The organism is Paraburkholderia sp. UCT2 (assembly GCF_014397665.1).
Classification (GTDB): Bacteria; Pseudomonadota; Gammaproteobacteria; order Burkholderiales; family Burkholderiaceae; genus Paraburkholderia; species Paraburkholderia tuberum.
Genome location: NZ_VZQO01000009.1, coordinates 99505 through 125535 on the forward strand (window position 1 = coordinate 99505; position 26031 = coordinate 125535).

The 26031-nt window shown below is 64.1% G+C and carries 21 protein-coding genes; 20 read left to right on the forward strand and 1 reads right to left on the reverse strand.

Features of this window, described 5'->3' with window-relative positions; all coding sequences use genetic code 11:
• Positions 1-8: 8 nt before the first annotated feature.
• From F6X39_RS10065 to F6X39_RS10100, 8 genes are all read left to right on the forward strand, one after another.
• Positions 9-1100, forward strand: coding sequence for a LacI family DNA-binding transcriptional regulator (locus F6X39_RS10065; protein ID WP_187616503.1), 1092 nt, complete (start codon positions 9-11; stop codon positions 1098-1100).
• A gap of 190 nt (positions 1101-1290) precedes the next feature.
• Positions 1291-2538 (forward strand): ABC transporter substrate-binding protein, encoded by a 1248-nt coding sequence (locus tag F6X39_RS10070; protein ID WP_187616504.1) that lies wholly within the window; start codon positions 1291-1293, stop codon positions 2536-2538.
• A gap of 129 nt (positions 2539-2667) precedes the next feature.
• Positions 2668-3702: a carbohydrate ABC transporter permease gene (locus F6X39_RS10075; RefSeq protein WP_187616505.1), complete on the forward strand. Its 1035-nt coding sequence runs from the start codon at positions 2668-2670 to the stop codon at positions 3700-3702.
• On the forward strand, positions 3699-4529 hold the full coding sequence (locus F6X39_RS10080) for a carbohydrate ABC transporter permease (RefSeq protein ID WP_187616506.1): 831 nt from the start codon (positions 3699-3701) through the stop codon (positions 4527-4529). Before F6X39_RS10075 ends, F6X39_RS10080 begins: the two co-directional genes overlap by 4 nt.
• 58 nt (positions 4530-4587) lie before the next feature.
• On the forward strand, positions 4588-5925 hold the full coding sequence (locus F6X39_RS10085; RefSeq protein WP_187616507.1) for a GH1 family beta-glucosidase: 1338 nt from the start codon (positions 4588-4590) through the stop codon (positions 5923-5925).
• A 112-nt stretch (positions 5926-6037) separates the two neighbouring features.
• On the forward strand, positions 6038-7168 hold the full coding sequence (locus F6X39_RS10090) for an ABC transporter ATP-binding protein (protein ID WP_187616508.1): 1131 nt from the start codon (positions 6038-6040) through the stop codon (positions 7166-7168).
• 755 nt (positions 7169-7923) lie between these two features.
• Entirely contained in the window at positions 7924-8253 is a 330-nt protein-coding gene (locus F6X39_RS10095) for a type II toxin-antitoxin system Phd/YefM family antitoxin (RefSeq protein WP_409259442.1), read from the forward strand.
• Entirely contained in the window at positions 8253-8642 is a 390-nt protein-coding gene (locus tag F6X39_RS10100; RefSeq protein ID WP_090810623.1) for a type II toxin-antitoxin system VapC family toxin, read from the forward strand. The genes F6X39_RS10095 and F6X39_RS10100 overlap by 1 nt, the downstream gene beginning before the upstream one ends.
• Here F6X39_RS10100 and F6X39_RS10105 read toward each other — a convergent pair.
• Positions 8621-9697, reverse strand: coding sequence for a LacI family DNA-binding transcriptional regulator (locus F6X39_RS10105; protein ID WP_311734789.1), 1077 nt, complete (start codon positions 9695-9697; stop codon positions 8621-8623). The two genes, F6X39_RS10100 and F6X39_RS10105, sit on opposite strands and share 22 nt — an antisense overlap.
• Positions 9698-9942: 245 nt before the next feature.
• On the opposite strand from F6X39_RS10105, the gene F6X39_RS10110 reads away from it, so the two are divergent.
• From F6X39_RS10110 to F6X39_RS10165, 12 genes are all read left to right on the forward strand, one after another.
• The gene (locus tag F6X39_RS10110; RefSeq protein ID WP_187616509.1) at positions 9943-11238 is read left to right on the forward strand and encodes an extracellular solute-binding protein; all 1296 of its coding nucleotides are present in this window, start codon (positions 9943-9945) and stop codon (positions 11236-11238) included.
• Positions 11239-11298: 60 nt separating this feature from the next.
• Positions 11299-12216, forward strand: a complete 918-nt coding sequence (locus tag F6X39_RS10115) for a carbohydrate ABC transporter permease (protein WP_244144714.1) — start codon at positions 11299-11301, stop codon at positions 12214-12216.
• A 3-nt stretch (positions 12217-12219) separates the two neighbouring features.
• Entirely contained in the window at positions 12220-13050 is an 831-nt protein-coding gene (locus F6X39_RS10120; RefSeq protein WP_184023548.1) for a carbohydrate ABC transporter permease, read from the forward strand.
• 69 nt (positions 13051-13119) lie between these two features.
• Positions 13120-14250: an ABC transporter ATP-binding protein gene (locus F6X39_RS10125; RefSeq protein WP_187616510.1), complete on the forward strand. Its 1131-nt coding sequence runs from the start codon at positions 13120-13122 to the stop codon at positions 14248-14250.
• A gap of 277 nt (positions 14251-14527) precedes the next feature.
• Complete coding sequence (locus F6X39_RS10130) at positions 14528-16933, forward strand: glycoside hydrolase family 3 N-terminal domain-containing protein (protein WP_187616511.1); 2406 nt, start codon at positions 14528-14530, stop codon at positions 16931-16933.
• A gap of 65 nt (positions 16934-16998) precedes the next feature.
• Positions 16999-17766, forward strand: a complete 768-nt coding sequence (locus F6X39_RS10135; protein WP_187616512.1) for an SDR family NAD(P)-dependent oxidoreductase — start codon at positions 16999-17001, stop codon at positions 17764-17766.
• Entirely contained in the window at positions 17763-18647 is an 885-nt protein-coding gene (locus tag F6X39_RS10140) for an SMP-30/gluconolactonase/LRE family protein (protein ID WP_187616513.1), read from the forward strand. Before F6X39_RS10135 ends, F6X39_RS10140 begins: the two co-directional genes overlap by 4 nt.
• Positions 18648-18803: 156 nt before the next feature.
• Positions 18804-19799 (forward strand): LacI family DNA-binding transcriptional regulator, encoded by a 996-nt coding sequence (locus tag F6X39_RS10145; RefSeq protein WP_184045189.1) that lies wholly within the window; start codon positions 18804-18806, stop codon positions 19797-19799.
• 236 nt (positions 19800-20035) lie between these two features.
• On the forward strand, positions 20036-21442 hold the full coding sequence (locus tag F6X39_RS10150) for an MFS transporter (protein WP_187616514.1): 1407 nt from the start codon (positions 20036-20038) through the stop codon (positions 21440-21442).
• A 32-nt stretch (positions 21443-21474) separates the two neighbouring features.
• Complete coding sequence (locus tag F6X39_RS10155; protein ID WP_184023534.1) at positions 21475-23259, forward strand: IlvD/Edd family dehydratase; 1785 nt, start codon at positions 21475-21477, stop codon at positions 23257-23259.
• 79 nt (positions 23260-23338) lie between these two features.
• Positions 23339-24526, forward strand: coding sequence for a fumarylacetoacetate hydrolase family protein (locus tag F6X39_RS10160; protein WP_187616515.1), 1188 nt, complete (start codon positions 23339-23341; stop codon positions 24524-24526).
• Positions 24527-24565: 39 nt separating this feature from the next.
• On the forward strand, positions 24566-26008 hold the full coding sequence (locus F6X39_RS10165) for an aldehyde dehydrogenase family protein (protein WP_187616516.1): 1443 nt from the start codon (positions 24566-24568) through the stop codon (positions 26006-26008).
• Positions 26009-26031: the final 23 nt, after the last annotated feature.

Below are 26031 nucleotides of genomic sequence, written 5' to 3' on the forward strand. Positions count from 1 at the left end.
CAGAACTCATGACCCACGACGGCTCCAACGATAAACCCGGCGCGCCCAAGGTATCCAACGTACCCGCTGCGCCCAACGTGACGCTCGAAGCCATCGCGCGCGCGGCTGGTGTTTCTCCGAGCACCGTATCGCGGATCCTGAATGGTTCTGCGCGCGTGCTTCCCGCCAAGCAGCAGGCGGTGGAAGCGGCGATCGCGCGTTTCAACTATCGGCCGAACGTGCTCGCGCGCAGTCTCGCGAGCGGGCGGACCGAAACGATCGGCGTATTGACGCAGGCGGTGTCGAGCCCGTTTTACGCCGAGTGGCTGCGCGGCATCGAGGAGTCGTTGTACGAGCCGGGCTTTACGCCGATCTTCGTGAGCAGCCGCTGGAACATCGACGACGAAAAGGCGCGCCTCGAGCAGTTCATCGCGCGGCGCGTCGATGGAATCATCTTGCTGCACGCGCAACTCGATGAGTCGACGTTGACCGACTACTCGCGGCACGCACCAATGCTCGTACTCGGCCGCTCGGTACAAAACAGCGCGACGCTCGCTGGCCTGCCGATCGACAACATGCAGGGCGCACGCGACGCGACCCATCATCTGATCGAGCAAGGCCATCGCGAGATCGCCTTCATCGCCGGGCCGGCAAGTCACGAGGATGCGATCGAGCGCCTCGTCGGCTACCAAACCGCGCTCGAGGAAGCGGGCATCGGTTTCGATGCCGAGCTCGTCGAGCAGGGCGATTACCTCGAAACGGGCGGCGTCGCAGCGATGGAGCGCCTGATGGCGCGGCATCGATCGTTCAGCGCGGTGTTCTGCGCAAACGATCAAACCGCGTACGGCGCGCGCCTCGCGATGTTCCGCCGCGGCGTGCGGGTGCCGGACGACGTGTCGCTGGTCGGCTTCGACGATTTGCCGACATCGTCGTACATGACGCCGCCTTTGACGACGGTCCGCCAGCCGACTTACGAAATCGGCCGCCTCGCCGCACAAGGCATCGTGCAGATGATCCGCAAGCAGTCGATCGCGCTAAGCCCGATTCCGCTCACGCTCGTGACGCGTGAAACCACGCGGCGAATCACGCCGCCGGTAAAACGGGGGGATACGCCTACGTAGCGGCTTTTTTTTTCGCCTCAACGTGAAAGCGCTTTCAGGTATTGGCAGTCAAGCAGAAATTCAGCAGAGCATTCAGCACCAGGCAAAGCAGCACCAAGCAAAGCAGCAACAAAGACAACAGGGGAAGTAGGTCGCAGCAACCGGGTATTCATCGAATGCAATTCAAACAAGGTTCTTCAGGAGACGAGTAATGAAATTCCGCTTTTCAGGCTCTGCCACTGCCGTTCTGCTCAGCCTGGCCGCAGTCGGCGCGCACGCCAACACCACGTTGACGGTCGCGGTCTTTCCGAAGCTGGATCAGGAAATCAAGGACGCGCTTCCGGCGTGGAAGAAGCTGCATCCGGACGTCGACATCAAGGTGTCGTCGCTCGCGATCGCCGATCACCACAACGCAATGACCACCGCACTCGCGACGAGCTCCGATCTGCCCGACGTGATGGCGGTGGAGGTCGGCTTTATCGGCCGCTTCGCCTCGGGCGGCGGTCTCGAAGATCTGTCGAAGGCGCCGTATAACACGGGCCAGTACAAAAGCCAGTTCATCAACTACACGTTTGCGCAGGCGACCACGCAGGACGGCACGATCGTCGGCATGCCGGCCGATATCGGTCCGGGCACGCTGTTCTATCGCAAGGACCTTCTCGACAAGGCGGGCGTGACCGAAGCCGACCTGACGAAGTCGTGGGACTCGTACCTGGCGGCGGGCGTGAAGATCAAGAAGGCGACGGGTGCGTACCTGATGGCATCGTCGCGCGATATCGAGGACATCTACATTCGCGCCGACCTGAAGGAAGGCGATGGCGTGTACTTCGACAAGGCCGGCAATCCGGTCGTCACGTCGCCGCGTTTCGTGAAGGCGTTCGAGCTCGCGAAGAAAGCACGCGACCTCGGTCTCGACGCGAAGATCACGCCCTGGTCGAACGAATGGGCCGAAAGCTTCAAGCGCGGGACCGTCTCGACGCAGATGATGGGCGCGTGGCTCGGTGGCCACCTGTCGTCGTGGATCGCCCCGGACACGAAGGGTCTGTGGCGCGCGGCCAATCTGCCGAACAACGCGTACGCATCGTTCGGCGGCACGTTCTACTCGATCCCGGCGAAGGCGACGCAAAAGCCGATGTCGTGGGAATTCATCAAGTTCCTGACGACGCGCCAGGACACGCAGCTCGCATCGTTCCGTTCGATCGACGCATTCCCCGCGCTGCTTGCCGCGCAGAACGACACGTTTTTCGCGGAGCCGGTCGCATTCCTCGGCAACGAGAAAGCGCGTCTGATCTGGCGTGACGCAGCCTCGCACATCCCGGCGATCCAGCGTAGCAAGTACGACCAGGTCGCCGAGGAAGCAGTGCATTCGGCGCTCGACAAGGTCGTCGACGACGGTGCAGACGTGCATACGGCGCTCCAGGAAGCGCAGGACCAGATCGCGCATCGGGTCCGCCGTTAAGCGGTATCGATGCAAGGTCGCGGCACGCTGCGTGCCGCGACCGAAGTGTGTCGCAGCGCGCTGCAAGTCTGCTGCAAACAGCGTGGCCGGTCATCGATCCCGGCTACGCCCGACTGGACGGAACTATTGATGAACACCCCGCTGCCCACGACCCCAGAGGTCGCCCGCGATGCGCGCGCTAGCGACGTGCTGAGCTCGCCCGCGCCGTTCGCCGCGCCGCGCAGAACTTCGCGGCTCGATCCGGTGAAAGTCGCACCCTACCTGTTTCTCGGTCCATTTTTCCTGCTGTTCGCGCTATTCATGGCGTTCCCGCTGCTGTTTTCGCTGTACCTGTCGTTCCAGAGCTGGGACGCGACGGCGGGGCTCGCGAGCATGAAGTGGGTGGGTCTGTCGAACTTCACGTTCACGCTGACCGACCCGTGGTACTGGAAGTCGCTGTACAACACCGCGTCGATGGCGATCATGTCCGGCGTGCCGCAGCATCTGGTGGCGCTGCCGCTCGCATTTTTTCTGCAAACCGCGTTTCGCCGCTGGCGCAACCTGGTGGTCGGCCTGTACTTCCTGCCGTTCATCACGTCGAGCGTCGCGATCGCGCTGATCTTCTCGTCGCTGTATTCGACCGACTTCGGCATGATCAACCTCGCGATCGCCGAGCTCGGCAAGCTGCCCGGCCTGCACTGGATCGTCCCTGCGCATCCGATCGAGTGGCTGTATAACCCGAAGAACGTCAAGCCGGCGGTGTCGGTGGTGATCTTCTGGCGCTATGTCGGCTGGAACACGGTGCTGTATCTGTCGGCGCTGCAAACCATTCCGAAGGACCTTTACGAGGCCGCGCGCGTCGACGGCGCGAACGGCTGGCAACAGTTCACCCGCATCACGATTCCGCTGATCAAGCCGATGATTTTCTTCGCGGTCACGCTGTCGATCATCGGTGGGCTGCAGCTGTTCGAAGAGCCGTTCATCCTGCTGCCGAACGAAGGCATGGGTACCAGCCAGTCCGGTCTGACGACGGCCGTCTATATGTATCGCACCGCATTCCACGACGGCGATTTCGGCACCGCGAGTTCGATCGCATGGCTGCTGTTCATTTCGATCGGCGCGTTGATGTGGTTGAACACGCGGATCTTTCACCGCAGCGGCATGAACGAGGAGACACAGCGATGAAATCGTCGAACAACAAGGGCCGTTATATCGGCTACGCGATCGTGGCGGCCGGCGCGCTGCTGATGTTCTCGCCGTTCTACTTCATGTTCGTGTTCGCGACGCACACGAGTTCCGAGATTTTCTCGATGCCGCCCCCGCTGTGGTTCGGCAGCGCGTTTCTCGACAACATGGCCTCGCTGATGCGGCACATTCCGTTCTGGCGCAATCTCGGCTGGAGCTTCTATACGGCCACGATGCAAACCGTGCTGACGCTGCTCGTCACGTCGATGGCCGGCTACGCGTTCGCGATGTACGAATTCCGCTTCAAGAAGACGCTGTTCGCGATCGCGCTGACCGCGATGCTGGTGCCGCCGTTCCTCGGCATGATTCCGACCTTCATGACGATGAACCTGCTCGGCTGGATCGATCAGCCGCGCGCGCTGTACGTACCTGGCGCGGCCGCCGCGCTCGGCGTGTTCCTGATGCGCCAGTACGTCGCGGCGGCGATTCCGTCCGAGCTGATCGAGGCGGCGCGCATCGACGGCTGCGGTGAATTCCGCATCTACTGGAGCATCGTGATGCCGCTGCTGGGACCGGCGCTGGGTACGCTTGGACTGATCAGCTTCATTCAGGCGTGGAACAACTTTCTGTCGGCGCTCGTCGTGCTGCGTTCGCCGTCGATGTACACGCTGCCGCTCGCTCTGCGCATTCTGCAAAGTCCGACCAATTCGGATTGGGGCGCGGTGATGGCGGGCTCCGCGGTCGCGGTGCTGCCGTTGCTGGTGCTGTTCGCATTCACCTCGCGGCGTCTGATCGACGGTCTGACGACCGGCGCGGTCAAGGCTTGAGATTCTTTCTTTCATTTTTCACGTCCTCGCGGGCGTGACACTCAGGACAACATCATCTATGTCGACGTATCGATTCAACGAAGACTTCGTCTGGGGCGTCGCCACGAGTTCCTACCAGATCGAAGGCGCAGCGCATGAGGACGGCCGCGGCCCGTCGATCTGGGACGCGTTCTGCAACGTGCCGGGCAAGGTCGTGAACGGCGAGAACGGCGATGTCGCATGCGATCACTATCACCTCGTCGAGGAAGACCTCGACCTGATGGCCGAACTCGGGGTCAAGGCTTATCGCTTTTCGATCGCCTGGCCGCGCGTGCAGCCGACTGGCCGCGGCGCATTCAACGACAAGGGCCTCGCGTTTTACGAGCGCCTTGTCGACGGTTTGCTCGAGCGCGACATCCAGCCGTTCGCAACGCTGTATCACTGGGACCTGCCGTTGTCGCTGCAGCATACGCAAAACGGCTGGGAAAGCCGCGACACCGCTTATCGCTTCGCGGACTACGCGCGCAAGATCGGCAGCGTGCTCGGCGATCGCATTGCATCGATCGCGACGCACAACGAACCGTGGTGCACCGCGTGGCTCGGCAACGCAACCGGCTATTTCGCGCCGGGCAACGCCGATCTGAAGAAGGCCACGCATGTCGCGCACCATCTGCTGCTGTCGCACGGTCTCGCGTTGCAGGCACTGCGCGCCGATGGCGTGAAGGCGCCGCTCGGCATCGTGCTGAACCAGTCGCCGGCGCATGGCGCGACGGATGCGCCCGAAGATCAGGCCGCCGCGTCGCTCGAATACGCGAAGTTCGTGCGCTGGTACATGGACCCGCTGTTCAAGGGCGAGTATCCGGCCGAGGCACTGCAATGGTATGGCGCGAACGGTCCGCAAGACGTGATCCGGAGCGGCGATTTCGACGTGATCGGCACGCCGATGGACTTCCTCGGCGTCAACTACTACACGCGGATCTTCGCGAGCGCATCGGGCGAGAAGCGTCCGCCGGGCGCGCTCGGCTTCACCGACATGGATTGGGAAGTCTATCCGCAAGGTCTCACCGAATTGCTGACGCGCATCAACGCCGACTACAAGCTGCCGCCGATCTACATCACCGAGAACGGCTGCGCGGCGAAAGACGTGCTCGATAACGGCCGCGTGCACGACGCCGAGCGCGTGCGCTTCTACGACCTGCATCTCGCCGCTTTGTCCGACGCGGTGAAACAGGGCGTCGACGTGGCGGGCTATTTCGCCTGGAGCCTGATGGACAACTTCGAATGGGCGTCGGGCTACGACAAGCGCTTCGGCATGGTCTACGTCGACTACGCGAGCCAGGAGCGCACGCTGAAGGACAGCGCGTTGTGGTATCGCGACGTGATCGCGCAACACGCCGGCGTCGCGGCCGTGCGCTGAGGCGCACGCCCGGCGACGGGCGCGTCGAACCTCGCGTGGCGCGACAGCAGTGCGGCAGTGGGATAGCGTCACGCGGGGTCTGCAAGTACAAGGATTGAGGAGGAGACATCAAATGGGCGAACTCGTATTGCGCAACGTCACGAAGACGTATGGCGAAGGACCGCAGGTGATCCAGGGCATCGACCTGCGCATCCCGGACGGCCAGTTCACGGTGTTCGTGGGACCGTCGGGCTGCGGCAAGTCGACGATGCTGCGCATGATCGCGGGGCTCGAGTCGGTGACGGGCGGCGACATTCTGATCGACGGCGTACGCGTCAACGATCTGCAGCCCACGGACCGCGGCATCTCGATGGTGTTCCAGAGCTACGCGCTCTACCCGCACATGACGGTTGCGGAAAACATGGGCTTTTCGCTGAAGCTGTCGGGCAAGTCGAAAACGGAAGTGCGCGAGGCGGTGGGCCGTGCCGCCGAGATCCTGCAGATCACACATCTGCTGGAGCGCAAACCGAAGGCGCTGTCGGGCGGCCAGCGCCAGCGCGTCGCGATCGGACGGGCGATCGTGCGCAAGCCGCGCGTGTTCCTGTTCGACGAACCGCTGTCGAATCTCGATGCGGCGCTGCGCGTGCAGATGCGTATCGAGCTCGCGAAGCTGCATCGCGAACTGGGCACGACGATGATCTACGTCACACACGATCAGGTCGAGGCGATGACGCTGGGCCAGCAGATCGTCGTGTTCAACAAAGGCCGCATCGAGCAGACCGGCGCGCCGCTCGACCTGTATGAGCGGCCGTCGAACCGCTTCGTTGGCGGCTTCATCGGCTCGCCGCAGATGAACATGCTGACCGCGACGCTGGTGTCGCGAAGCGATGCGCAAACCGTCGTGGCGCTCGCCGGCGCGAGCCAGCGCATCGTGCTGCCCGGCCGGCTGGCGCAGCCGGTCAGTGGCGAGTTGACGCTCGGGGTGCGCGCCGAGCATCTGGGCATCGGCTCGCTCGACGAAGGTCTCGACGCGCGTGTCGAACTGGTCGAGCATCTCGGCGACGTCTCGATCCTGCATGCTCGACTCGATGGCATGGCGCACGCGATCGCGCTGAAGCTCGACAAGAAGGACGCGCAGCACGCGGTCGGCGCGCGTGTCGGGATCAAGGTGGCGTCGTCGTCGGTCACGCTGTTCGATGCGAATGGCGCCGCGGTGAGCCTCGCGCGACCCGAAGTCGGCGAGGACGTCGGCGCGGTGGTTTGACAGGCCGATGTCGGCGAGTGACCAACGGTACACCGATGGCGGATAGTGCGATGGAGAAAAATGTAGCGAACGACGATGGCGAGGCCGCGGCTAGCAATCCGTCCGGGCACCGGTCTGACCGAACGTCTGGTGAAACCGCTGCTGCCGCGGACCGCGGGCAACCGGCTAGTGAAGGCGAGCCGCAGCAGCGCGGCAGGCTGAAGAAGCCGCGCGAATCGTTGCATGCGTGGATCGTGCATTTCGATGCGGAGCCTTCATCCGGGCCCCCTGCATCGAACGACGAAGACTGACGCAAGCAGCGATGACGTTAGCCAGTTTGCATTAAATATTACGCGGTACTTTCGACGACTTGCATCTAGCTTTCTCCTTGCCGGGCTTGATTTAGCGGGTCCAGTCGAGGGGCGGATAGTGGTTCGGAGCTTAGGTAAACTCCGCATGGCGGCCGCGAACATGCGCCATTAACATCCGCTAACGTTAAGGGTAACGTTCAGCAAGTTTGCGTCTATTCGAAGATCTATAACACGGGGCAAAACATTGCAAGCCAAGACGCGCCGCGCCGCTATCCGGCACGACCCGGTATGGCCAGAGCGGTCTGTGTAAAGCCAATTGATTAGATGAACGTGCATCGGTTGCGCGCAGGAATTGGCGCGACCGATGCAGGCTGTGTCGCGGTTACGGTAGTTGTCGCCGCGAGTTGGATTGGAGCTTGAGGGAGCTCCTGGCAGTAGGCTGGGAAGCAACGACTGAGAGCAAGGTTGATAAAGAATGTCGGGCACGCATCGCGGGTGTTCGCCTGCGGGCGCACCGGCCCGATACAAAAAATACCGTTGGATTTTTGCTGGGTGGAGAGCGTCATGGAAAAGCGAGTATCTAAAGCCATTTTCAAGTCCCGGGCCTGCGAGCTGTTCCGTCAGGTCGAGGCATTGGGCGAAACCGTGGTCGTCACCGACCGCGGGCAACCCACCATCGAAATCCGGCCGTATCGCAGCAAGCAGGAAAACCCGCTCGAGCTGCTGCGTGCGTCGATTACGCATTTCAACCTGAAGCACGCGTTGCAGCCTGTCACTGCCGAGCAGGACGAGTAATGATCACGCTCGACACGCTTGCGCTCGTGTGCTGGCTCGGCAGGCAAAAGGCGCTGAGCCAGGCCGCGCACGATGCGATCGATCGGGAGCTCGCCGGCGGCGAGATCCTGATTTCGGCAATCAGTGCGTTCGAAATCGCGGAGTTCGTGAAGGTCGGCAGTCTCGGGCTGTCGATGGACGCGCGCAGCTGGATGTCGACGTTTCTGTCGCTCGACGGCGTGCGGATGATTCCGGTCGACACCGAGATCGCGTTTCGCGCGGCCACGCTGCCGCCCACGCTCGCCTTGCATCAACGCCTGATCGTCGCGACCGCGCGCACGCATGGCGGCGCGCTCGTGACTTCGGATGCGAAGGTGCGCGCGTCGACTTACGTCGAAACGATCTGGTGACGGACGCGGCGCTGCCTGGTGCGGACGGGGCCGGTGGAATCGCGCACCACCAGTTCCGCCGGCAGCGTGATGCGCTGCGAAGCGGCGTCGATCCCTGCGATCTGCGCGAGCAGCGTGTTGACCGCCGAGCGCGCCATTTGCTGGAACGGTTGGCGGATCGTGGTGAGCGCCGGGTGAAACTGCTCGGACATCGGGATGTCGTCGAAGCCGATCACCGAGATGTCGTCCGGCACGCGCAGACCCGCTTCGCGGATCGCGGCAATCACGCCGAACGCGCTCTGGTCGTTGGCCGTGAAGATCGCGGTGGGCGGCTCGGCGAGATTCAGCAGGTCGAACGTGACGTCGAACGCCATCATTTGCGACAGGTCGCCCGCGGCGACCAGCGCGTCTTCGCGTGGCAGGCCGAGGCGAGCCAGCGTGTCGTGATAGCCGCGTTGCCGGTCGCGCACGCCTTCGATCGTTTCGTCGCCGGCCAGAAACGCGATGCGCTTGTGACCGAGCTCGGCGAGGTGCTCGACCGCGAGACAGGCGCCGCCGTAGTTGTCGACCGACACCGACGGGAAGCCCGTCAGCGTGCCGCGCTGATCGACGACGACGACCGGTACCTTCGCGGTGGCGAGCGCCTCGAGGCACAGCGACTCGCGCGGAAGAATGGCGAGGATACCGTCGGAGAATTGCTGGATGAGCCCAAGCAGGTCGTGATGCGTATGACGATCTTCGTCGAACACCGTGTAGACCAGCATTTCGCAGCCCGCGCCGCGCGCCGCGCGGCCCGCGCCGAGAATCAGTTCGCTGGAGAATTGCGTGTCGAGTGTCGGCGTGATGATGCCGATGATGCCGTTGCGGCCGCCCGACAGTTTCTGCGCGGTGCGGTTGACGACGTAACCGATGTCCGACGCGATTCTCAGGACTTCGTCGCGGGTTTCGCGCGACACGCCGGGACGGCCGTTGAGAGCGCGCGACGCGGTCATCTGGGACACCCCGGCAAGCTTGGCAACGTGCTCAAGCGTTGGGGTTTGTCTTGCCATGCGGGTCGAAGGTGTGCGAGAGGTCATTGGATGGGTCGACTCGCTAATCGCGTTAGCGATACCGTTTATGTAGTCGTTATTCTAGCAGAACCCTTTATATTTCAGCTTTCCCACAATCGGTCAATCTTATAGGGCAGTTGCGTCGCAGCCCGCCGGGACCAGGTAAAATCCCGCATAGCCTTACTTCGCGCATCGACCTAACATTCAGTAACGTTAAGGCTAACGTTAATGTTTCGGTGATTTCTTATAAATCCAGAAGAGGGGACACACCCATGGCGTACCCGGCTTTGTTTAAAGCGCGGTCCATCATCGGCGCGACGGCGCTGCTGTTTTCGTTGTCTGCAGTTGTTTCGAACGCCGTAGCGGCGGACTCCAAAACGATCACGGTATGGGACCAGCAGACCAATGCGTCGTCGAGCAAGATCATTCGCGACGCGTCGGATCGATTCGAAAAGGCGGTTCCGGGCTACAAGGTCGAGAATTCGCACGTCCTGAACGAGGCGTACAAGACTAAGCTGAAGGTCGCTTTCGGCGCGAACCAGCCGCCGTGCGTGTTCGAGAACTGGGGCGGCGGCGGGCTGCACGAGTACGTGAAATCCGGCCAGATTGCCGACCTCACGCCGTACCTGGAGAAGGATCCGGCGTACCGCAGCCGCTTCATGCAAGCGTCGTGGAATGTCACGACGTTCGACGGCAAGACCTACGGTGTTGCCGCCGAAAACGCGGCGGCCGCGGTGATCTTCTACAACAAGGAAGTCTTCAAGAAGTACGGCATCACGCCGCCGAAGACGTGGGATGAACTGATGCACGTCGTTGAAGTGCTGAAGTCGCACAACGTTGCAGCGTTCTCGCTCGCGAACAAGAACAAGTGGACCGGTTCGATGTACTACATGTACCTCGTCGACCGTATCGGCGGTCCGCAAGTCGTGAAGGACGCGATCGAAGGCAAGGGCAAGGGCTTCGAAGATCCGGCGTTCGTCGAAGCCGGCAAGCGCATTCAGGAACTCGTGAAGGCTGGCGCGTTCGCACCGGGCATCAACGGTCTCGATTACGACTCGGGCGCCTCGCGCCGCCTGCTGTACACGGGCAAGGCTGCCATGGAGCTGATGGGCGCCTGGGAAGCTTCGACGATCGCGAACGAAAATCCGACGTTCTCGAAGGACCTCGACTTCTTCGCGTTCCCGAGCGTGTCGGGTGGCAAGGGTGATCCGCGCGACCTGATCGGCACGGTCGGCGACGGCTTCCTCAGCATCTCGACCGAGTGCAAGACGCCGGACGCAGCATTCAAGCTGATCCAGGCACTGACCGACGAGCAGGCGATGCAGGCTCGCGCGTCGGATGACCACAAGCTCCCGCCGGTCAATCACGTCAAGATCGACGATCCGTTCACGCAGCGTCTGCAGCAAATGCTTGCCGCCGCTCCGAGCGTGCAGCTCTGGTACGACCAGGCACTGCCGCCGGCCCTCGGTGAATTGCACAAGGACACGACGCAAGCACTGTTCGGTCTGTCGCTGACGCCTGAGGCTGCTGCGCAGCAAATGGAAGCCGCTTCGAAGAAGGGCGGCTGATCTCCAGTCTTAAAGAAAAGTCCGACCGGCACCGCGAGGTGCCGGTCGGCATACAAGCCCGTGAATATCGCACTTTCCGCTACACCCGAACGCCGGCTGAGATTTTCATCGCAAACGCTCGTCACGGTTGTGTTTCTTGCGCCGTCGCTGCTGCTGCTGGCCGTGTTCCTGCTTTATCCGCTCGTCTCCAGCCTGCGGCTGTCGCTGCTCGACTGGAACGGCCTCGGCAACACTGCCCGTTATATCGGGCTCGCGAACTGGGCGCGGCTCGCGCACGACATGGTGTTCTGGCAATCGCTGAAGAACAACGTGATTCTTGCTGTCGCGTCGATCGTCGTCCAGCTTCCGATCGCGCTCGCGCTCGCCGTGCTGCTGGAGAAGGCCGGTCGTGGCTCGCGCTTGCTCAAGGTTCTCTATTTCCTGCCGCTGCTGATGTCGAGCGTGGCGATCGGTGTGCTGTTCAAGCAGATCTACGATCCGAATTTCGGTCCGATCAACGTCGCGCTGCAGGCATTCGGGCTTGATGGCCTCGCGAAGGACTGGCTGGGCGATCCGCATTTTTCGCTGGCTGCGACCATCGCCGTGATCATCTGGCAGAACGCGCCTTTCTACATGATTCTGTTTCTCGCCGGCCTCTCGTCGATGCCGGCCGAGGTCAACGAGGCTGCGCTCCTCGACGGCGCATCCGAGTGGACCATTTTCTGGCGCATCAAGCTGCCGCACCTGCAAGGCACGGTGCGCACCGCTGTGCTGCTGTCGGTGCTCGGGTCGCTGCGTTACTTCGATCTCGTCTTCGTCATGACCGGTGGCGGCCCCGAAGGCTCGTCCGAGGTGATGGCCACCTACATGTATCGCACGGTGTTCAGTTCGTTTCAACTCGGCTACGGCAGCACCATCGGCTCGGCGATGTTCCTTATCGTCATCACGGTGGCGGCGGTGTCGATGTACTTCACCCGCCGTTATGCAACCGAGGTCTGAACCATGAACAAGAAACTACGCTTCCCCCGCGTGGGGGTTCCTCTGCTGGCACTGATCTGGCTGGCCGTCACGACGATTCCGTTTCTCTTCATGGTCGCATCGAGCTTCAAGAGCCAGGAAGAGACCTTCGCGACGTCAGTGTGGGCGCCACCGAGCCACCTGTATTGGGGTAACTACGCGGCTGTGCTGCAGGGGCCGTTTTTCACTTATTTCCGTAACAGCGTGTTCACGGTGGGCGTGTCGGTGCTGCTGATCGTCATCATCAGTGCGATGGCGGCCTACGTGTTTGCGCGTTTGCGCTTCTCGCTGAACAAGACGCTGTTCGGTCTGGTGGTCGCCGGCATGATCGTGCCGCTGCATGCGACGCTCGTGCCGATCTATCTGCTCACGCGCAACCTCGGCCTTTACGACACCGCGTTCGCGCTGCTCGGCCCTTATGTGGCCCTCAGTCTGCCGGTGTCGATCTTCATCCTGACCGAGTTCATGCGCCAGATTCCGCGCGAGCTCGAAGAAGCGGCGCAGCTCGACGGCTGCAGTCCGTTCCGCATCTTCTGGCGTATTTTCTTCCCTCTTTCGGCACCGGGGCTCGCCACCGTGACGATCTTCAACGGCATTGGTCTGTGGAACGAGTTCATCTTCGCGTACATGCTCACGTCGACGGCCGAGCACCGTACGCTGCCGCTCGCGATTTGGGACTTCATGGGGCAATACGCGTCGAACATACCCTCGATGCTGTCTGTCCTCGTTCTCACGTCGTTGCCGCTGATCGTTGCCTACGCGTTCGGTCAGGAGCGCGTGATCAAGGGGATGATGGCCGGCTCGCTCAAGGGCTGATCCGCATCGCACCTCACCTCGAATCGTGTGGGCCAAAGTGGCCCGCACACCGAACTTCGCATAAACGATATGGCAAGCATCTCTCTCACTAACGTACAGAAGTCCTATACGAGCGGTAACTCGGTGATCCGCGACGCCAACCTCGAAGTCGGCAGGGACGAATTCTGCGTGTTCCTCGGGCCGTCGGGCTGCGGCAAGTCCACGCTGTTGCGCATGATCGCCGGTCTCGAATCGATCACCGACGGTGAACTGCGCATCGACGGTCAACTGATGAACAACGTCGAACCCGCGAAGCGCCAGGTCGCGATGGTGTTCCAGAACTACGCGCTCTATCCGCATATGAGCGTGTACGAGAACATGGCATTCGGCCTGCGTCAGGCGAAGGTCGATAAGGCCATCATCGACAAGAAGGTGCGCAGCGCCGCTGCCGCGCTGCAACTCGACAGCTACCTCGAACGCCGCCCCGCTGCGCTGTCCGGCGGCCAGCGCCAGCGCGTGGCGATCGGGCGCGCAATCGTGCGCGAGCCGGGCGTGTTCCTGTTCGACGAGCCGCTGTCGAATCTCGACGCCTCGCTGCGCGTGCAGACGCGTACCGAAATCGCCCGTTTGCATCGCGAGTTCAACCGCGCGAGCGCGGTGTACGTCACGCACGACCAGATCGAAGCGATGGCGCTCGCCGACAAGATCGTGCTGCTACACGCCGGCGCGGACATGGAAAAGCACGGCAGCATCGCGCAGATCGGCGCGCCGCTCGATCTGTACCACCGGCCGAAGAGCCGCTTCGTCGCTGGCTTCATCGGTTCGCCGAAGATGAACTTCATGCCGGCCACGGTGCTCGCGGTCGACGACAAGGGCATTCAGGTCGAGCTGACCACGGGCGAGCGCGTGCGCGCCGAGGTCGACGGCCGCAGGCAGCGCGTCGGTTCGCAGGTCACGCTCGGCATCCGGCCGGAGCATCTTGCCCTGCCGTCGGCGCAGGCCGGCGTGCAGACAATCCGCTGCGCCGTGCGCCTGGTCGAACGGATGGGCGAGCACAGCTACGTGCATGTGGACGGTGGCGTGCGCGACGGCAACACGATGATCGCCAAGCTGCCCGGCGACGGTGGCGTGACGCACGACGAACGCGTCGAACTGGCGTTCGCACCGCACGCGTGCCACGTGTTCGACGACAAGGATTTCGCGCTGCCGCGTCTGCACTGATCCGCTTGCGATCGCGCTGCTTGCACGACGCGAGCAAGCGGTCCCATTGCATCGCGTCGCTAGACGCGACGAACGACCCGTAGTCGATCAAACACGGCGAATTCGAGTCGCGGCTGCGTTCGATCGATTAGCAGGACTGCGAAGTCTGGAAAGGTATCTGAAATAGAAGGGATGGCATCCGGGCTGAAGCAACGCCATGCCGCACGCTTGTCAGAAACAACGGATTTGTCGGCGCTTCATGCGCTTCGTACACCACGATAAAAAAAAGGAGTTTTCGATGTTGCTTCGCCAAAGTGAGGTCCCGCTCTACCGCAATCCAGCGGCAGCCGTGGAAGAGCGCGTGGCCGATCTGCTCGCGCGCATGACACTCGACGAAAAGATTGCGCAGCTTCACGCCGCGTGGCTGAAGCTGTCGGCCGATGGCAATCACAAGGCGCGTAGCATCGATTTCGCGCAGAGCGCCAACCAGATCACGGTCGATGAGATCCTGCAGCATGGCCTCGGCCAGATCACGCGTCCGCTCGGCACGCATACGGTCGATCCGAAAGAAGGCGTACGCGCGCTCAACGAGCTGCAGCGCAAGATGGTCGAAGACACGCGCCTCGGCATTCCGGTGATGTCACACGAGGAATGCCTCGTCGGGCTCATGATCAAGGACGCGACGCTGTTCCCGTCGCCGTTGAACTATGCGGCGACGTGGAATCCGCGACTGGTCGGCGAAGTGGGCACGATCATCGGCGAGCAGGCACGCTCGATCGGCTGTCATCAGGGGCTCGCGCCGGTGCTCGACGTGTCGCGCGACCCGCGTTGGGGCCGCACCGAGGAGACGCTCGGCGAAGACCCGTATCTGGTTGGCGTGCTCGCGTGTCATTACGTGAAGGGCCTGCAGGGCGAACAGCGCGATCTGCTCGCGACGCTCAAGCATTTCGTCGGTCATTCGGCGAGCGAAGGCGGCCGCAATCATGCGCCGGTGCATGTCGGTCCGCGTGAGCTCAACGACGTGTTCATGCTGCCTTTCGAAATGGCCGTGAAGCTCGCGAACGCGGGCTCGGTGATGCCCGCCTATCACGACGTCGACGGCGTACCCTGTCATGGCGATCGCGCGCTGCTGCACGACACGCTGCGAGAGAAATGGGGCTTCGACGGTCTCGTCGTCGCCGATTACGCGGGCGTCGACCTGCTGTTCAGCCATCATGCCGTGGCGCGCGACAGCGCGTCGGCCGCGGCCCTCGCGTTCAACGCCGGCCTCGACGTGGAGCTGCCGGGTCACGAGTGCGCGGTGCATCTGAAGGAAGCGCTCGAGCGCAACGAGATCAGCGAAGCGACGATCGATACCGCCGTCTCGCGCGTGCTGCGCGTGAAATTCCAGCTCGGCCTGTTCGAGAATCCGTACGTCGATCCCGAACGCGTCGACGTGAAAAGCGCGACCGCGGGCGATACCGCGTATCAGGTTGCGCTCGAATCGGCGGTGCTGCTGCGCAATCAAGGCGACGTGCTGCCGCTCGACGCGCACGGCCCGGACAAGATCGCGGTGATCGGCCCGACCGCCGACGATCCGCTCGCGCTGCTCGCCGGCTACAGCTTCCCGGTGCACCTGATCAACAGCGGCGAGCAGTCCACTGCTTCGATCGCGACGCCGCTGCGTTCGCTGCGCGCGTTGCTCGGCGACGAGCGCGTAATTCACGCGCAGGGTTGCGACATCATCAAGGAGCGCCGCGCGGGCGCGCCGGTGTTCCCGGGCGACGTGTCGCTCGATCTGACCGGCGACGCGCATTGCGATGAGCTGATCAGCAAGGACACCGACGGCATCGCGGGCGCGGTCGAGGCCGCTCGGCAAGCGGGCGTCGCGCTGGTGTTCGTCGGCGATCTGGCGGGCCTGTTCCAGTCCGGCACGGTCGGCGAAGGGTCCGATACCGACAGCCTCGACCTGCCGGGTGTGCAGCAGGCGTTGCTGCAGGCAGTGGTCGATAGCGGCACGCCGACGGTCGTCGTGATGACGGGCGGCCGTCCGTACAATCTCGGCGGCCTCGAAGACCGCATCGCCGCGCAGATCATGGCGTTCGCGCCGGGCGAGCGTGGCGCCGAGGCGCTGGCCGATCTGCTGGTGGGCCGCGCCAATTTCAGCGGCCGTCTGCCGCTGTCGGTGCCGAAGAGCGCGGGCGCCGTGCCGTACGTGTATAACCATCGTCTGAAGAGCGCGGGAACGCCGATTGCATACCATTTCGGCTGCCGCTATCCGTTCGGTTTCGGTCTCGGCTATACGCAGTTCCGTTACGGCGATCTCGCGCTCGCGCACAGCGAAGTGTCGATCGAAAACGGTACTATCGGGTTGAGCTTCACGGTCGACAACATCGGCGCGCGCGACGGCACCGAGATCGTGCAGATCTACGTGCGCGACCGGCACGCGTCGGTCGCGCGGCCGGTCCGCGAGCTGAAGGCGTTTGCGCGCGTGCCGCTCGCGGCCGGTGCGTCGGCGCGTGTGCGCGTGAAACTGCCGGTGGACATGCTGAACTTCACCGACGCGTGCGGCGAGCGTATCGTCGAGCCCGGTGACTTCGATCTGCTGGTCGGCAGCTCGAGCCGCGACATTCATCTGAGCGGCACGGTCGCCGTCGCGGGCTCCGCGACGAGAACGCTCGAACGCAACTGGCGCATGCTGAGCGAGGTCGAGATCGTGGCCTAAGCGGCGGGTCAGGGCGGCGAGCGCCGTCCTGTATGTGGTCCTACTCGTAACAAGTGGAAAATCTGATGTCGTACGCAACCTATCCAAGTCTGTCGGACAAAACCATCGTCGTGACCGGCGGCGGCGGCGGGATCGGCGCCGCGATCGTCGAGGCCTTCGCGCAGCAAGGCGCGCGCGTGTTCTTCCTCGACGTCGCCGAGCACGATTCGCTCGCGCTGCAGGAAACGCTTCGCCACGCGAAGCATCCGCCGCTGTTCCGCCGCTGCGACCTGAAAAATGTCGACGCGATCGAAAACACGTTCGCCGACATCGTCGATGCGGTGGGCCCGATCGACGTGCTCGTCAACAACGCCGGCAACGACGACCGGCACGAAATCGGCGAACTCACCGCGAGCTACTGGGACGACCGTATCGCGGTGAATCTGCGCCACCAGTTCTTCTGCGCGCAGGCCGCCGCGAACGGTATGCGTCGCGCGGGGCGCGGCGTGATTCTGAATCTGGGCTCGGTGTCGTGGCATCTCGCGCTGCCGAACCTCGCGATCTATATGACCGCCAAGGCCGGCATCGAAGGGCTCACGCGTGGTCTCGCGCGTGATCTGGGCAGCGCGGGCATCCGCGTGAATTGCATCATCCCCGGGGCGGTGAAGACGCCGCGGCAGATGCAGCTGTGGCAATCGGCGGAAAGCGAAGCGAAAGTCGTCGCGAGTCAGTGTCTGCAACTGCGCATCGAGCCCGAGCACGTCGCGCGTATGGCGCTGTTCCTCGCGTCCGACGACGCATCACGCTGCTCCGGCCGCGATTACTTCGTCGACGCAGGGTGGTACGGAGAATGAGCATGCCGGTCCCAGTGTGCGTATGGGCGGTCGGCGCCGAGCTGGCCGAAGGGCCGCTATGGCAGGCCGCCGAAAACGCGGTGTATTTCGTCGATATCAAGGGGCGCCGGATTCATCGGCTGTCCGTCGCGACCGGCGAGCAGCGGACGTGGCAGGCGCCTGACCAGCCCGGTTTTCTGGCGCCGCTCGCGGACGGCACGTTCGTATGCGGGCTGCCATCCGGCTTGCATCGCTTCGATCCGGCGAGCGGCGAGTTCAGCAAGCTCGCCGAGGTCGAACCGCATCTGCCGGGCAACCGCCTCAATGACGGTTTCGTCGATGCACGGGGACGCCTGTGGTTCGGCTCGATGGACGATGCGGAAGAGGCGCCGAGCGGCACGCTGTATCGCGTGAACGAGCAAGGCGCGGCAATCGCGCAGGACGACGACTACGTGATCACGAACGGCCCGGCGATGAGCCCGGACGGCCGCACGCTGTATCACAACGACACGATGCGGCGCGTAGTTTATGCCTTCGACGTCGCCGCGGACGGCACGCTGTCGGGCAAGCGCATCTTCGCCGCCATCTCCGGCGACGGCCATCCCGACGGCATGGCAGTCGATGCCGACGGCTTCGTGTGGATCGCGCTGTTCGGCGGCTGGCGGATCGAGCGTTACTCGCCGGCGGGCGAGCTGGTCGATCAGGTGCCGTTGCCGTGCGCGAACGTGACGAAGCTCGCGTTCGGCGGCGACGATCTGCAAACCGTCTATGTGTCCACCGCATGGAAGGGACTGACGGCGGTTGAGCGCCAGCATCAGCCGCAGGCGGGCGGGCTGTTCTCGTTCCGCGCGCCGGTGGCGGGGCAGGCTCAGGCGCGCTGCACGGTGGGCTTCGAGCGCTAGACGACAAAAACACAGCGACAGGACAGGCCGCAAAACGCAACCCTGACGTTGCCTGGTCGCTCCGCAAGGAGCGGCCCGCTATCATGTGCGTTCCATGACTTTCGCGCATTCGCCCCGATACCTATCATGACGTCCAGGCCGCCAGTCCCGCCCCGCATGTCCGATGTTGCCGAACGCGCGGGCGTCTCGAAGATGACCGTGTCGCGCGTGCTAGCCGGCCGCAACGTGTCGCAGGCGACTCGCGAACGCGTGCAGAAGGTCATCGACGAACTCGGCTACGTCGCCGATGCGGCGGCGGGCGCGCTGTCGTCGGGACGCTCGGCGTTCGTCGCGGTGCTGGTGCCGTCGCTGTCCAGCTCGAACTTCTCCGACACCGTGCGCGGACTGAATGCCGCGCTGGGCCCGCACGGTCTGCAACTGCTGCTCGGCGACACGGACTACCGTCTGGAACAGGAAGAACTGCTGGTGCGCTCGATGCTGCGCCACCAGCCGCGCTGCGTCGCGTTGACGGGCGGCCGGCATACCGAGGCGACGCGCATGCTGTTGCAGCGCGCCGGCATTCCGGTCGTCGAAATGTGGGATCTGCCCAGCGATCCAATCGATACGGTTGTCGGCTTTTCGAACTCGGCGGCGGCGCGCGCGATGGTCCGGCATCTGCACGAGCGCGGTTATCGGCGGATCGGCTTCATCGCGGGTGCCAGCGAGCGCGACCGGCGCGGGCACGACCGGATGCGCGGCTACGTCGCCGAAATCAAGGCGCTCGGCCTCGGCGAGCCGCGCGTGATCCGGCTCGGCGATTCGCCGATCACGATGAGCCACGGCGCACCGGCGATCGGCGCATTGCTCGACACGTGGCCCGATACCGAGGCCGTGATGTGCGTGAGCGACATGTCGGCGTTCGGCGCGATCATGGAGTGTCACCGGCGCGGGCTGTCGGTGCCGGGCGACATCGCGGTCGCCGGGTTCGGCAACTTCGAGGTGTCGTGGTGCTGTCAGCCGAGCATCACGACGGTGTCGGTCGACGCGTACGGCATCGGCCTGCGCGCTGGCGAAACGCTGCTCGCGGCGCTCGCCGATCGCGAAGCGGGCGAGGTGCAGCGCAGGAAAGCGGTGAAGATCGATTTCACGGTGATTGCACGCGATAGCGCGTAGAGGGCACGCTGCAAGCATCAGCGGCGCGACGCTGAATTCGCAAGCCGCGAACACCTCGAACTACCCTTAATTAAACAGATCAGGGATATCCCTTGGTTGCCCGGACCATAAGCCGGGCGTAACATCCACAGCCAGAAATGTTACCGGTAACTTGACGGCGAGGTTCGCCGGCACGGATCGCACGAGCCGCGAAGCAACGGCATTTCCCACCATAAAACAAGCTGATGGAGAAACGAATGACCGCTGTACCGCCCGCCATCGTCGCGCCCGCCGCACGCGTCGACGAGTTCGAGGAAAGGACCTATCGCAAGGTCGTGCGCCGGCTGCTGCCGGTACTGTTGCTGTGCTATGTGGTTGCGTATCTGGATCGCGTGAACGTCGGCTTCGCGAAGCTGCAGATGCTCGACGATCTCGGCCTGTCCGACACGATGTACGCGATCGGCGCGAGCGTGTTCTTCTGGGGCTATTTCATCTTCGAAGTGCCCAGCAACGTGTTCCTGCATCGCTACGGCGCGCGCTTCTGGATCGCGCGGATCATGTTCACGTGGGGGCTCGTGTCGATGGCGCTCGCGTTCGTCGCGCCGCTCGCGCGCGTCGCGCACGTCGAAACCGCGACGATGTTCTACATCCTGCGCTTTCTGCTCGGGCTCTGCGAGGCCGGCTTTTTCCCCGGCGTGATTCTGTACCTGAACTTCTGGTTTCCGTCACAGCGCCAAAGTCGCGTGATGTCAGGCTTTCTGATCGCAATGCCGGTCAGCCCGATGCTCGGCGGCATCGTGTCGGGCTGGCTGATGGACCATACGGCCGGCCTGCTCGGCTATCAGGGCTGGCAATGGATGCTGCTGATCGAAGGCGTGCCGTCGCTGCTGACCGCGTTCGTGGTGTACTTCTCGCTCGACGACGGCATTGACCGCGCGCGCTGGCTCACGCCGCAGGAGAAAAGCCTGCTCGCGGCGAATCTGCAGCGCGAAAGCGCGCACAAGACAGCGCGCTTCGGCTCGGCGGTGCGCGATCCGCGCGTCTGGCTGCTGGTCGCGATTTTGCTCACGTTCAATACCGGCTTCTACGGCCTCGCGTTCTGGCTGCCGTCGATCATCAAGGCGACCGGCGTGCAGGATCCGTTGCATATCGGCCTGCTGACCGCGATCCCGTACGGCGTGGCCATCATTGCGACGCTCGCGAACGCCGCGCATTCGAAGAAAACCGGCGAGCGGCGCCTGCATGCGGCGATTCCCGCGCTGATCGGCGGAATCGGTCTGATCATGAGTGCGGCTTTGGCGCATCATGTGGTGTGGGCGATCACGTTTCTGACAATCGCCACCGCCGGCATCCTTGCGCTGATGCCGATTTACTGGACGTTCCCGGGACAGCTGCTGTCGGGCGCCGCCGCGGCGGCCGGCATCGCGATGATCAACGCGATCGGCAATCTGTCCGGCTTTACCGGTTCGATGATCACCGCCGTGGCGAAAGATTTGACCGGCGACATCAACAACGGCACTTACGCACTCGGTGCGTGTCTGCTGGTCAGTTGCGTGCTGATCCTGCTCGTGCCGCGCACGATGCTGACGCGGGCCGCCTCGAATGAAGGCAGCGGCCCCGGCCGCGAGACAGCGCGGGCACAGAAACACGCAGAGCACGCATAAGAAACCCTCACCCAGACAGAGAGACAAGCATCATGTCAGCATCCACCCCGCGCCGGCTGCGCAGCCAGGAATGGTTCGACGATCCCTCGCACGCGGATATGACGGCGCTGTACGTCGAGCGTTTCATGAACTACGGTCTGACGCGCGAAGAGCTGCAGTCGGGCCGGCCGATCATCGGCATCGCGCAGACCGGCAGCGATCTCGCGCCGTGCAACCGGCATCACATCGAGCTCGCGGCGCGCACGAAGGCCGGTATTCGCGACGCGGGCGGCATTCCGATGGAGTTTCCGGTGCATCCGCTCGCCGAGCAGAGCCGCCGGCCGACCGCCGCGCTCGATCGCAATCTCGCGTATCTGGGCCTCGTCGAAATCCTGCACGGCTTCCCGCTCGACGGCGTCGTGCTGACCACCGGCTGCGACAAGACCACGCCCGCGTGCCTGATGGCGGCGGCCACCGTCGATATGCCCGCGATCGTGCTGTCCGGCGGCCCCATGCTCGACGGCTGGCACGACGGCAAGCGCGTCGGGTCGGGCACCGTGATCTGGCATGCACGCAATCTGCTGGCGGCCGGCGAGATCGACTACGAAGGCTTCATGGAGCTGACTACCGCGTCGTCGCCGTCGATCGGTCACTGCAACACGATGGGCACCGCGCTGTCGATGAACAGCCTCGCCGAAGCGCTCGGCATGTCGCTGCCCGGCTGCGCGAGCATTCCGGCCGCTTACCGCGAGCGCGGCCAGATGGCCTACGCGACCGGCAAGCGCATCGTCGACCTCGTGCGCGAGGACCTGCGGCCGTCGAAGATCATGACGAAAGAAGCGTTCGAAAACGCGATCGTCGTCGCATCGGCGCTCGGCGCGTCGACCAACTGCCCGCCGCATCTGATCGCGATTGCGCGGCACATGGGCGTCGAGCTGAGTCTCGAAGACTGGCAGCGTGTCGGCGAGCAGGTGCCGCTGATCGTCAACTGCATGCCCGCCGGCGAATATCTCGGCGAGAGCTTCCATCGCGCGGGCGGCGTACCGGCCGTGATGCGCGAGCTCGCGAAAGGCGGCCTCGTGCACGAGGATTGCCTGACCGTGTCGGGCCGCACGATGGGCGAAATCGCGGCCGCCGCACCCGCGCCGGATCGCGAGGTCATCAAGACGACCGACGATCCGCTGAAGCACGGCGCGGGCTTCATGGTGCTGTCCGGCAACTTCTTCGACAGCGCGATCATGAAGATGTCGGTGGTCGGCGATGCGTTCCGCAAGACCTACCTGAGCGAGCCAGGCGCAGAAAACAGCTTCGAAGCGCGCGCCATCGTGTTCGACGGCCCCGAGGATTATCACGCGCGCATCAACGACCCGTCGCTTGAAATCGACGAGCATTGCATCCTCGTGATTCGCGGCACGGGCACAGTCGGCTATCCGGGCAGCGCCGAAGTCGTCAACATGGCGCCGCCGGCGGCGCTCGTGCGCCAGGGCATCACGTCGCTGCCGACGCTCGGCGACGGCCGTCAGAGCGGCACGTCGGCGAGCCCGTCGATTCTGAACATGTCGCCGGAAGCGGCGGTGGGCGGCGGCCTCGCGCTGCTGCGCACGAACGACCGCATCCGCGTCGATCTGAATTCGCGTAGCGTCAAAGTGCTGGTCGACGAAGCAGAACTCGCGCGACGTCGCGAAACCGTGCACTTCGAGATTCCGCCCGCGCAAACGCCGTGGCAGGAGCTGTATCGCAAGACGGTCGGCCAGCTTTCGACCGGCGGCTGCCTCGAACCGGCGACGCTGTATCTGAAGGTGATTGCCGAGCGCGGCAACCCACGGCATTCGCATTGACCTGCAGGTGACAAGGCCGGGCTTCGCACGCAACGCCCGGCCTTGCCCGTTTTCCCACTTATCCGAAAGAGCTCATCCCATGTCCGCAACTTTCCCCTCCAGCTTTCTTCCCGGCGATCTGAACGACGCACTGCTGATCGGCCGCGTGTGGCGCAAGACCGAGCAGCATGAAGGACCGTGCGTGGTCGTCGTGCGCGGCGGCGAGGTGTTCGACATCACCGCGGTCGTGCCGACTACCGCCGACCTGTTCGAGCGCGACGATGCCGCGCAATTTGCGCGCAGCGCGCCGGGCGTGCCGCTCGGGCCGGTCGCGCAGCTGATCGAGGCGAACCTGCCGGGCGCGAGCGCACCGGCCGTGCGCGTGCTCGCGCCGTGCGACGTGCAGGCGATCAAGGCCTGCGGCGTCACGTTCGCGGTGAGCCTGATCGAGCGCGTGATCGAGGAGCAGGCCGGCGGCGATCCGGCGAAGGCGAAGGAAGTGCGCGAGACGATCGCGTCGACGATCGGCACCGATCTGTCGAAGATCAAGCCGGGATCGGAAGCGGCGATGAAGCTGAAGGCCGAGCTCGAGCGTCGCGATGCGTGGTCGCAATACATGGAAGTCGGCATCGGTCCGGACGCCGAAGTATTTTCGAAATCGCAGCCGATGTCGGCAGTCGGCTTCGGCGCGGACGTCGGTCTGCTCGCCGCGTCGGTGTGGAACAACCCGGAGCCGGAGATCGTGCTCGCGGTGAATAGCCGCGGCGGCATCGTCGGCGCGACGCTCGGCAACGACGTGAACCTGCGCGACATCGAAGGCCGCTCGGCGCTGTTGCTCGGCAAGTGCAAGGACAACAACGGCTCGTGCGCGATCGGCCCATTCGTGCGGCTGTTCGACGAAACCTTCTCACTCGACTCGGTGCGCGCGGCGAGCGTGTCGCTGCGCGTCGAAGGCGCCGACGACGACTTCGTGCTCGACGGCGTGAGCCACATGAGCGAGATCAGCCGCGACCCGGCCGACCTCGTCGCGCAGACCTGCGGCCGCCACCACCAGTACCCGGACGGCTTCATGCTGTTCCTCGGCACGATGTTTTCGCCGATCAAGGATCGCGACGCGCCCGGCGGCGGCTTCACGCACCACCTCGGCGACCGCGTGACGATTTCGACGCCGCAGCTGGGCGCGCTGACCAACACGGTGCGCCTGTCCACCGAAATCGAGCCGTGGACGTTCGGTGTGCGCGCGCTGTATCGCAATCTCGCGGCCCGTGGCCTGCTCGTTGCTGAATAACCGGATTGTCGTTGCAATTTTCGAAAGGAGAATCAGGACATGAGTCAGTTCGCAAACTACATCGACGGACAGTGGGTCGACGGCGCGAGCGTGTCGCGCAACGTCAATCCGTCGAATCTCGACGACGTGATCGGCGAATTCGCGCAAGCCGACGCCGAGCAGACGCATCGCGCGATCAACGCCGCGCGCAAGGCCTTCGCGCAGTGGTCGTTGTCCACGCCACAGCAGCGCTTCGACGTGCTCGACCAGGCGGGCAGCGCGATCCTCGCGCGCAAGGCGGAGCTCGGCAAGGTGCTCGCGCGTGAAGAGGGCAAGACGCTGCCCGAGGCGATCGGCGAAGTGGGCCGCGCCGGGCAGATCTTCAAGTTCTTCGCGGGCGAAGCGCTGCGCGTCGGCGGCGAAGTGATGCCGTCGGTGCGGCCTGGCATGACGGTCGAAATGACGCGTGAGCCGGTTGGCGTGGTCGGCCTGATTACGCCGTGGAATTTTCCGATTGCGATTCCGGCGTGGAAGATCGCGCCGGCGCTTGCGTACGGCAACACGGTCGTGATCAAGCCGGCCGATCTGGTGCCGGGCAGCACGTGGGAGCTGGTCAAGATCATCGCCGAGGCGGGGGCGCCGGCGGGGGTGATCAACCTCGTGATGGGGCGCGGTTCGGTGGTTGGCGAGGCGCTCGTGTCGTCGCCGGATGTCGATGCGATCAGCTTCACCGGTTCCGTTTCGACGGGCCGCGCGATCGGCGCGAAGTGCTTCGATTCGGGCAAGAAATTCCAGCTGGAAATGGGCGGCAAGAACCCGATGGTCGTGCTCGACGACGCCGATCTCAATGTCGCGATCGAAGCGTGCGTCAACGGCGCGTTCTACTCGACGGGCCAGCGTTGCACGGCGTCGAGCCGGCTGATCGTGACCGCGGGGATCTATGACCGCTTCATCGACGGCATGAAGGCGCGCATGCGCGCGCTGAAGGTCGGCGATGCGCTCGCGGACGGCACGCACATCGGCCCGGTCGTCGACGACAAGCAGTTGGCACAGGACGAGCGCTATCTGGCGATCGCGCGCGAAGAGGGCGGCACGGTGTTCGGCGGCGAGCGCGTCGAAGGCTCGACGCGCGGCTATTTCCTCGCGCCGGCGCTGGTCACGGAGACGACCCCGGCTATGCGAATCAACCGTGAAGAGGTATTCGGGCCGGTGGCGTCGGTCATCAAGGTCAAGGACTACCAGGAAGCGCTCGCGGTTGCCAACGGCACCGAGTTCGGGTTGTCGGCCGGCATCTGCACGACATCGCTGAAGTACGCGAGTCATTTCCGCCGCCATGTGCAGGCCGGCATGGTGATGGTCAACACCGCGACGGCCGGGGTCGATTATCACGTGCCGTTTGGCGGACGGAAGGGGTCGAGCTACGGTCCGCGCGAGCAGGGCGCCTACGCCCGCGAGTTCTATACGTCGGTGAAGACCGCGTATATCAACCCGGGCGCGGTCTGACGCAGAACTAACAACCGAGCTCC

Bases quoted from the DNA above. Each gene is read 5' to 3' on its own strand.
- F6X39_RS10065 (WP_187616503.1), top strand. From the start codon at position 9: ATGACCCACGACGGCTCCAACGATAAACCCGGCGCGCCCAAGGTATCC.
- F6X39_RS10070 (WP_187616504.1), top strand. From the start codon at position 1,291: ATGAAATTCCGCTTTTCAGGCTCTGCCACTGCCGTTCTGCTCAGCCTG.
- F6X39_RS10075 (WP_187616505.1), top strand. From the start codon at position 2,668: ATGAACACCCCGCTGCCCACGACCCCAGAGGTCGCCCGCGATGCGCGC.
- F6X39_RS10080 (WP_187616506.1), top strand. From the start codon at position 3,699: ATGAAATCGTCGAACAACAAGGGCCGTTATATCGGCTACGCGATCGTG.
- F6X39_RS10085 (WP_187616507.1), top strand. From the start codon at position 4,588: ATGTCGACGTATCGATTCAACGAAGACTTCGTCTGGGGCGTCGCCACG.
- F6X39_RS10090 (WP_187616508.1), top strand. From the start codon at position 6,038: ATGGGCGAACTCGTATTGCGCAACGTCACGAAGACGTATGGCGAAGGA.
- F6X39_RS10100 (WP_090810623.1), top strand. From the start codon at position 8,253: ATGATCACGCTCGACACGCTTGCGCTCGTGTGCTGGCTCGGCAGGCAA.
- F6X39_RS10105 (WP_311734789.1), bottom strand. From the start codon at position 9,697: ATGACCTCTCGCACACCTTCGACCCGCATGGCAAGACAAACCCCAACG.
- F6X39_RS10110 (WP_187616509.1), top strand. From the start codon at position 9,943: ATGGCGTACCCGGCTTTGTTTAAAGCGCGGTCCATCATCGGCGCGACG.
- F6X39_RS10120 (WP_184023548.1), top strand. From the start codon at position 12,220: ATGAACAAGAAACTACGCTTCCCCCGCGTGGGGGTTCCTCTGCTGGCA.
- F6X39_RS10125 (WP_187616510.1), top strand. From the start codon at position 13,120: ATGGCAAGCATCTCTCTCACTAACGTACAGAAGTCCTATACGAGCGGT.
- F6X39_RS10130 (WP_187616511.1), top strand. From the start codon at position 14,528: ATGTTGCTTCGCCAAAGTGAGGTCCCGCTCTACCGCAATCCAGCGGCA.
- F6X39_RS10135 (WP_187616512.1), top strand. From the start codon at position 16,999: ATGTCGTACGCAACCTATCCAAGTCTGTCGGACAAAACCATCGTCGTG.
- F6X39_RS10140 (WP_187616513.1), top strand. From the start codon at position 17,763: ATGAGCATGCCGGTCCCAGTGTGCGTATGGGCGGTCGGCGCCGAGCTG.
- F6X39_RS10145 (WP_184045189.1), top strand. From the start codon at position 18,804: ATGTCCGATGTTGCCGAACGCGCGGGCGTCTCGAAGATGACCGTGTCG.
- F6X39_RS10150 (WP_187616514.1), top strand. From the start codon at position 20,036: ATGACCGCTGTACCGCCCGCCATCGTCGCGCCCGCCGCACGCGTCGAC.
- F6X39_RS10155 (WP_184023534.1), top strand. From the start codon at position 21,475: ATGTCAGCATCCACCCCGCGCCGGCTGCGCAGCCAGGAATGGTTCGAC.
- F6X39_RS10160 (WP_187616515.1), top strand. From the start codon at position 23,339: ATGTCCGCAACTTTCCCCTCCAGCTTTCTTCCCGGCGATCTGAACGAC.
- F6X39_RS10165 (WP_187616516.1), top strand. From the start codon at position 24,566: ATGAGTCAGTTCGCAAACTACATCGACGGACAGTGGGTCGACGGCGCG.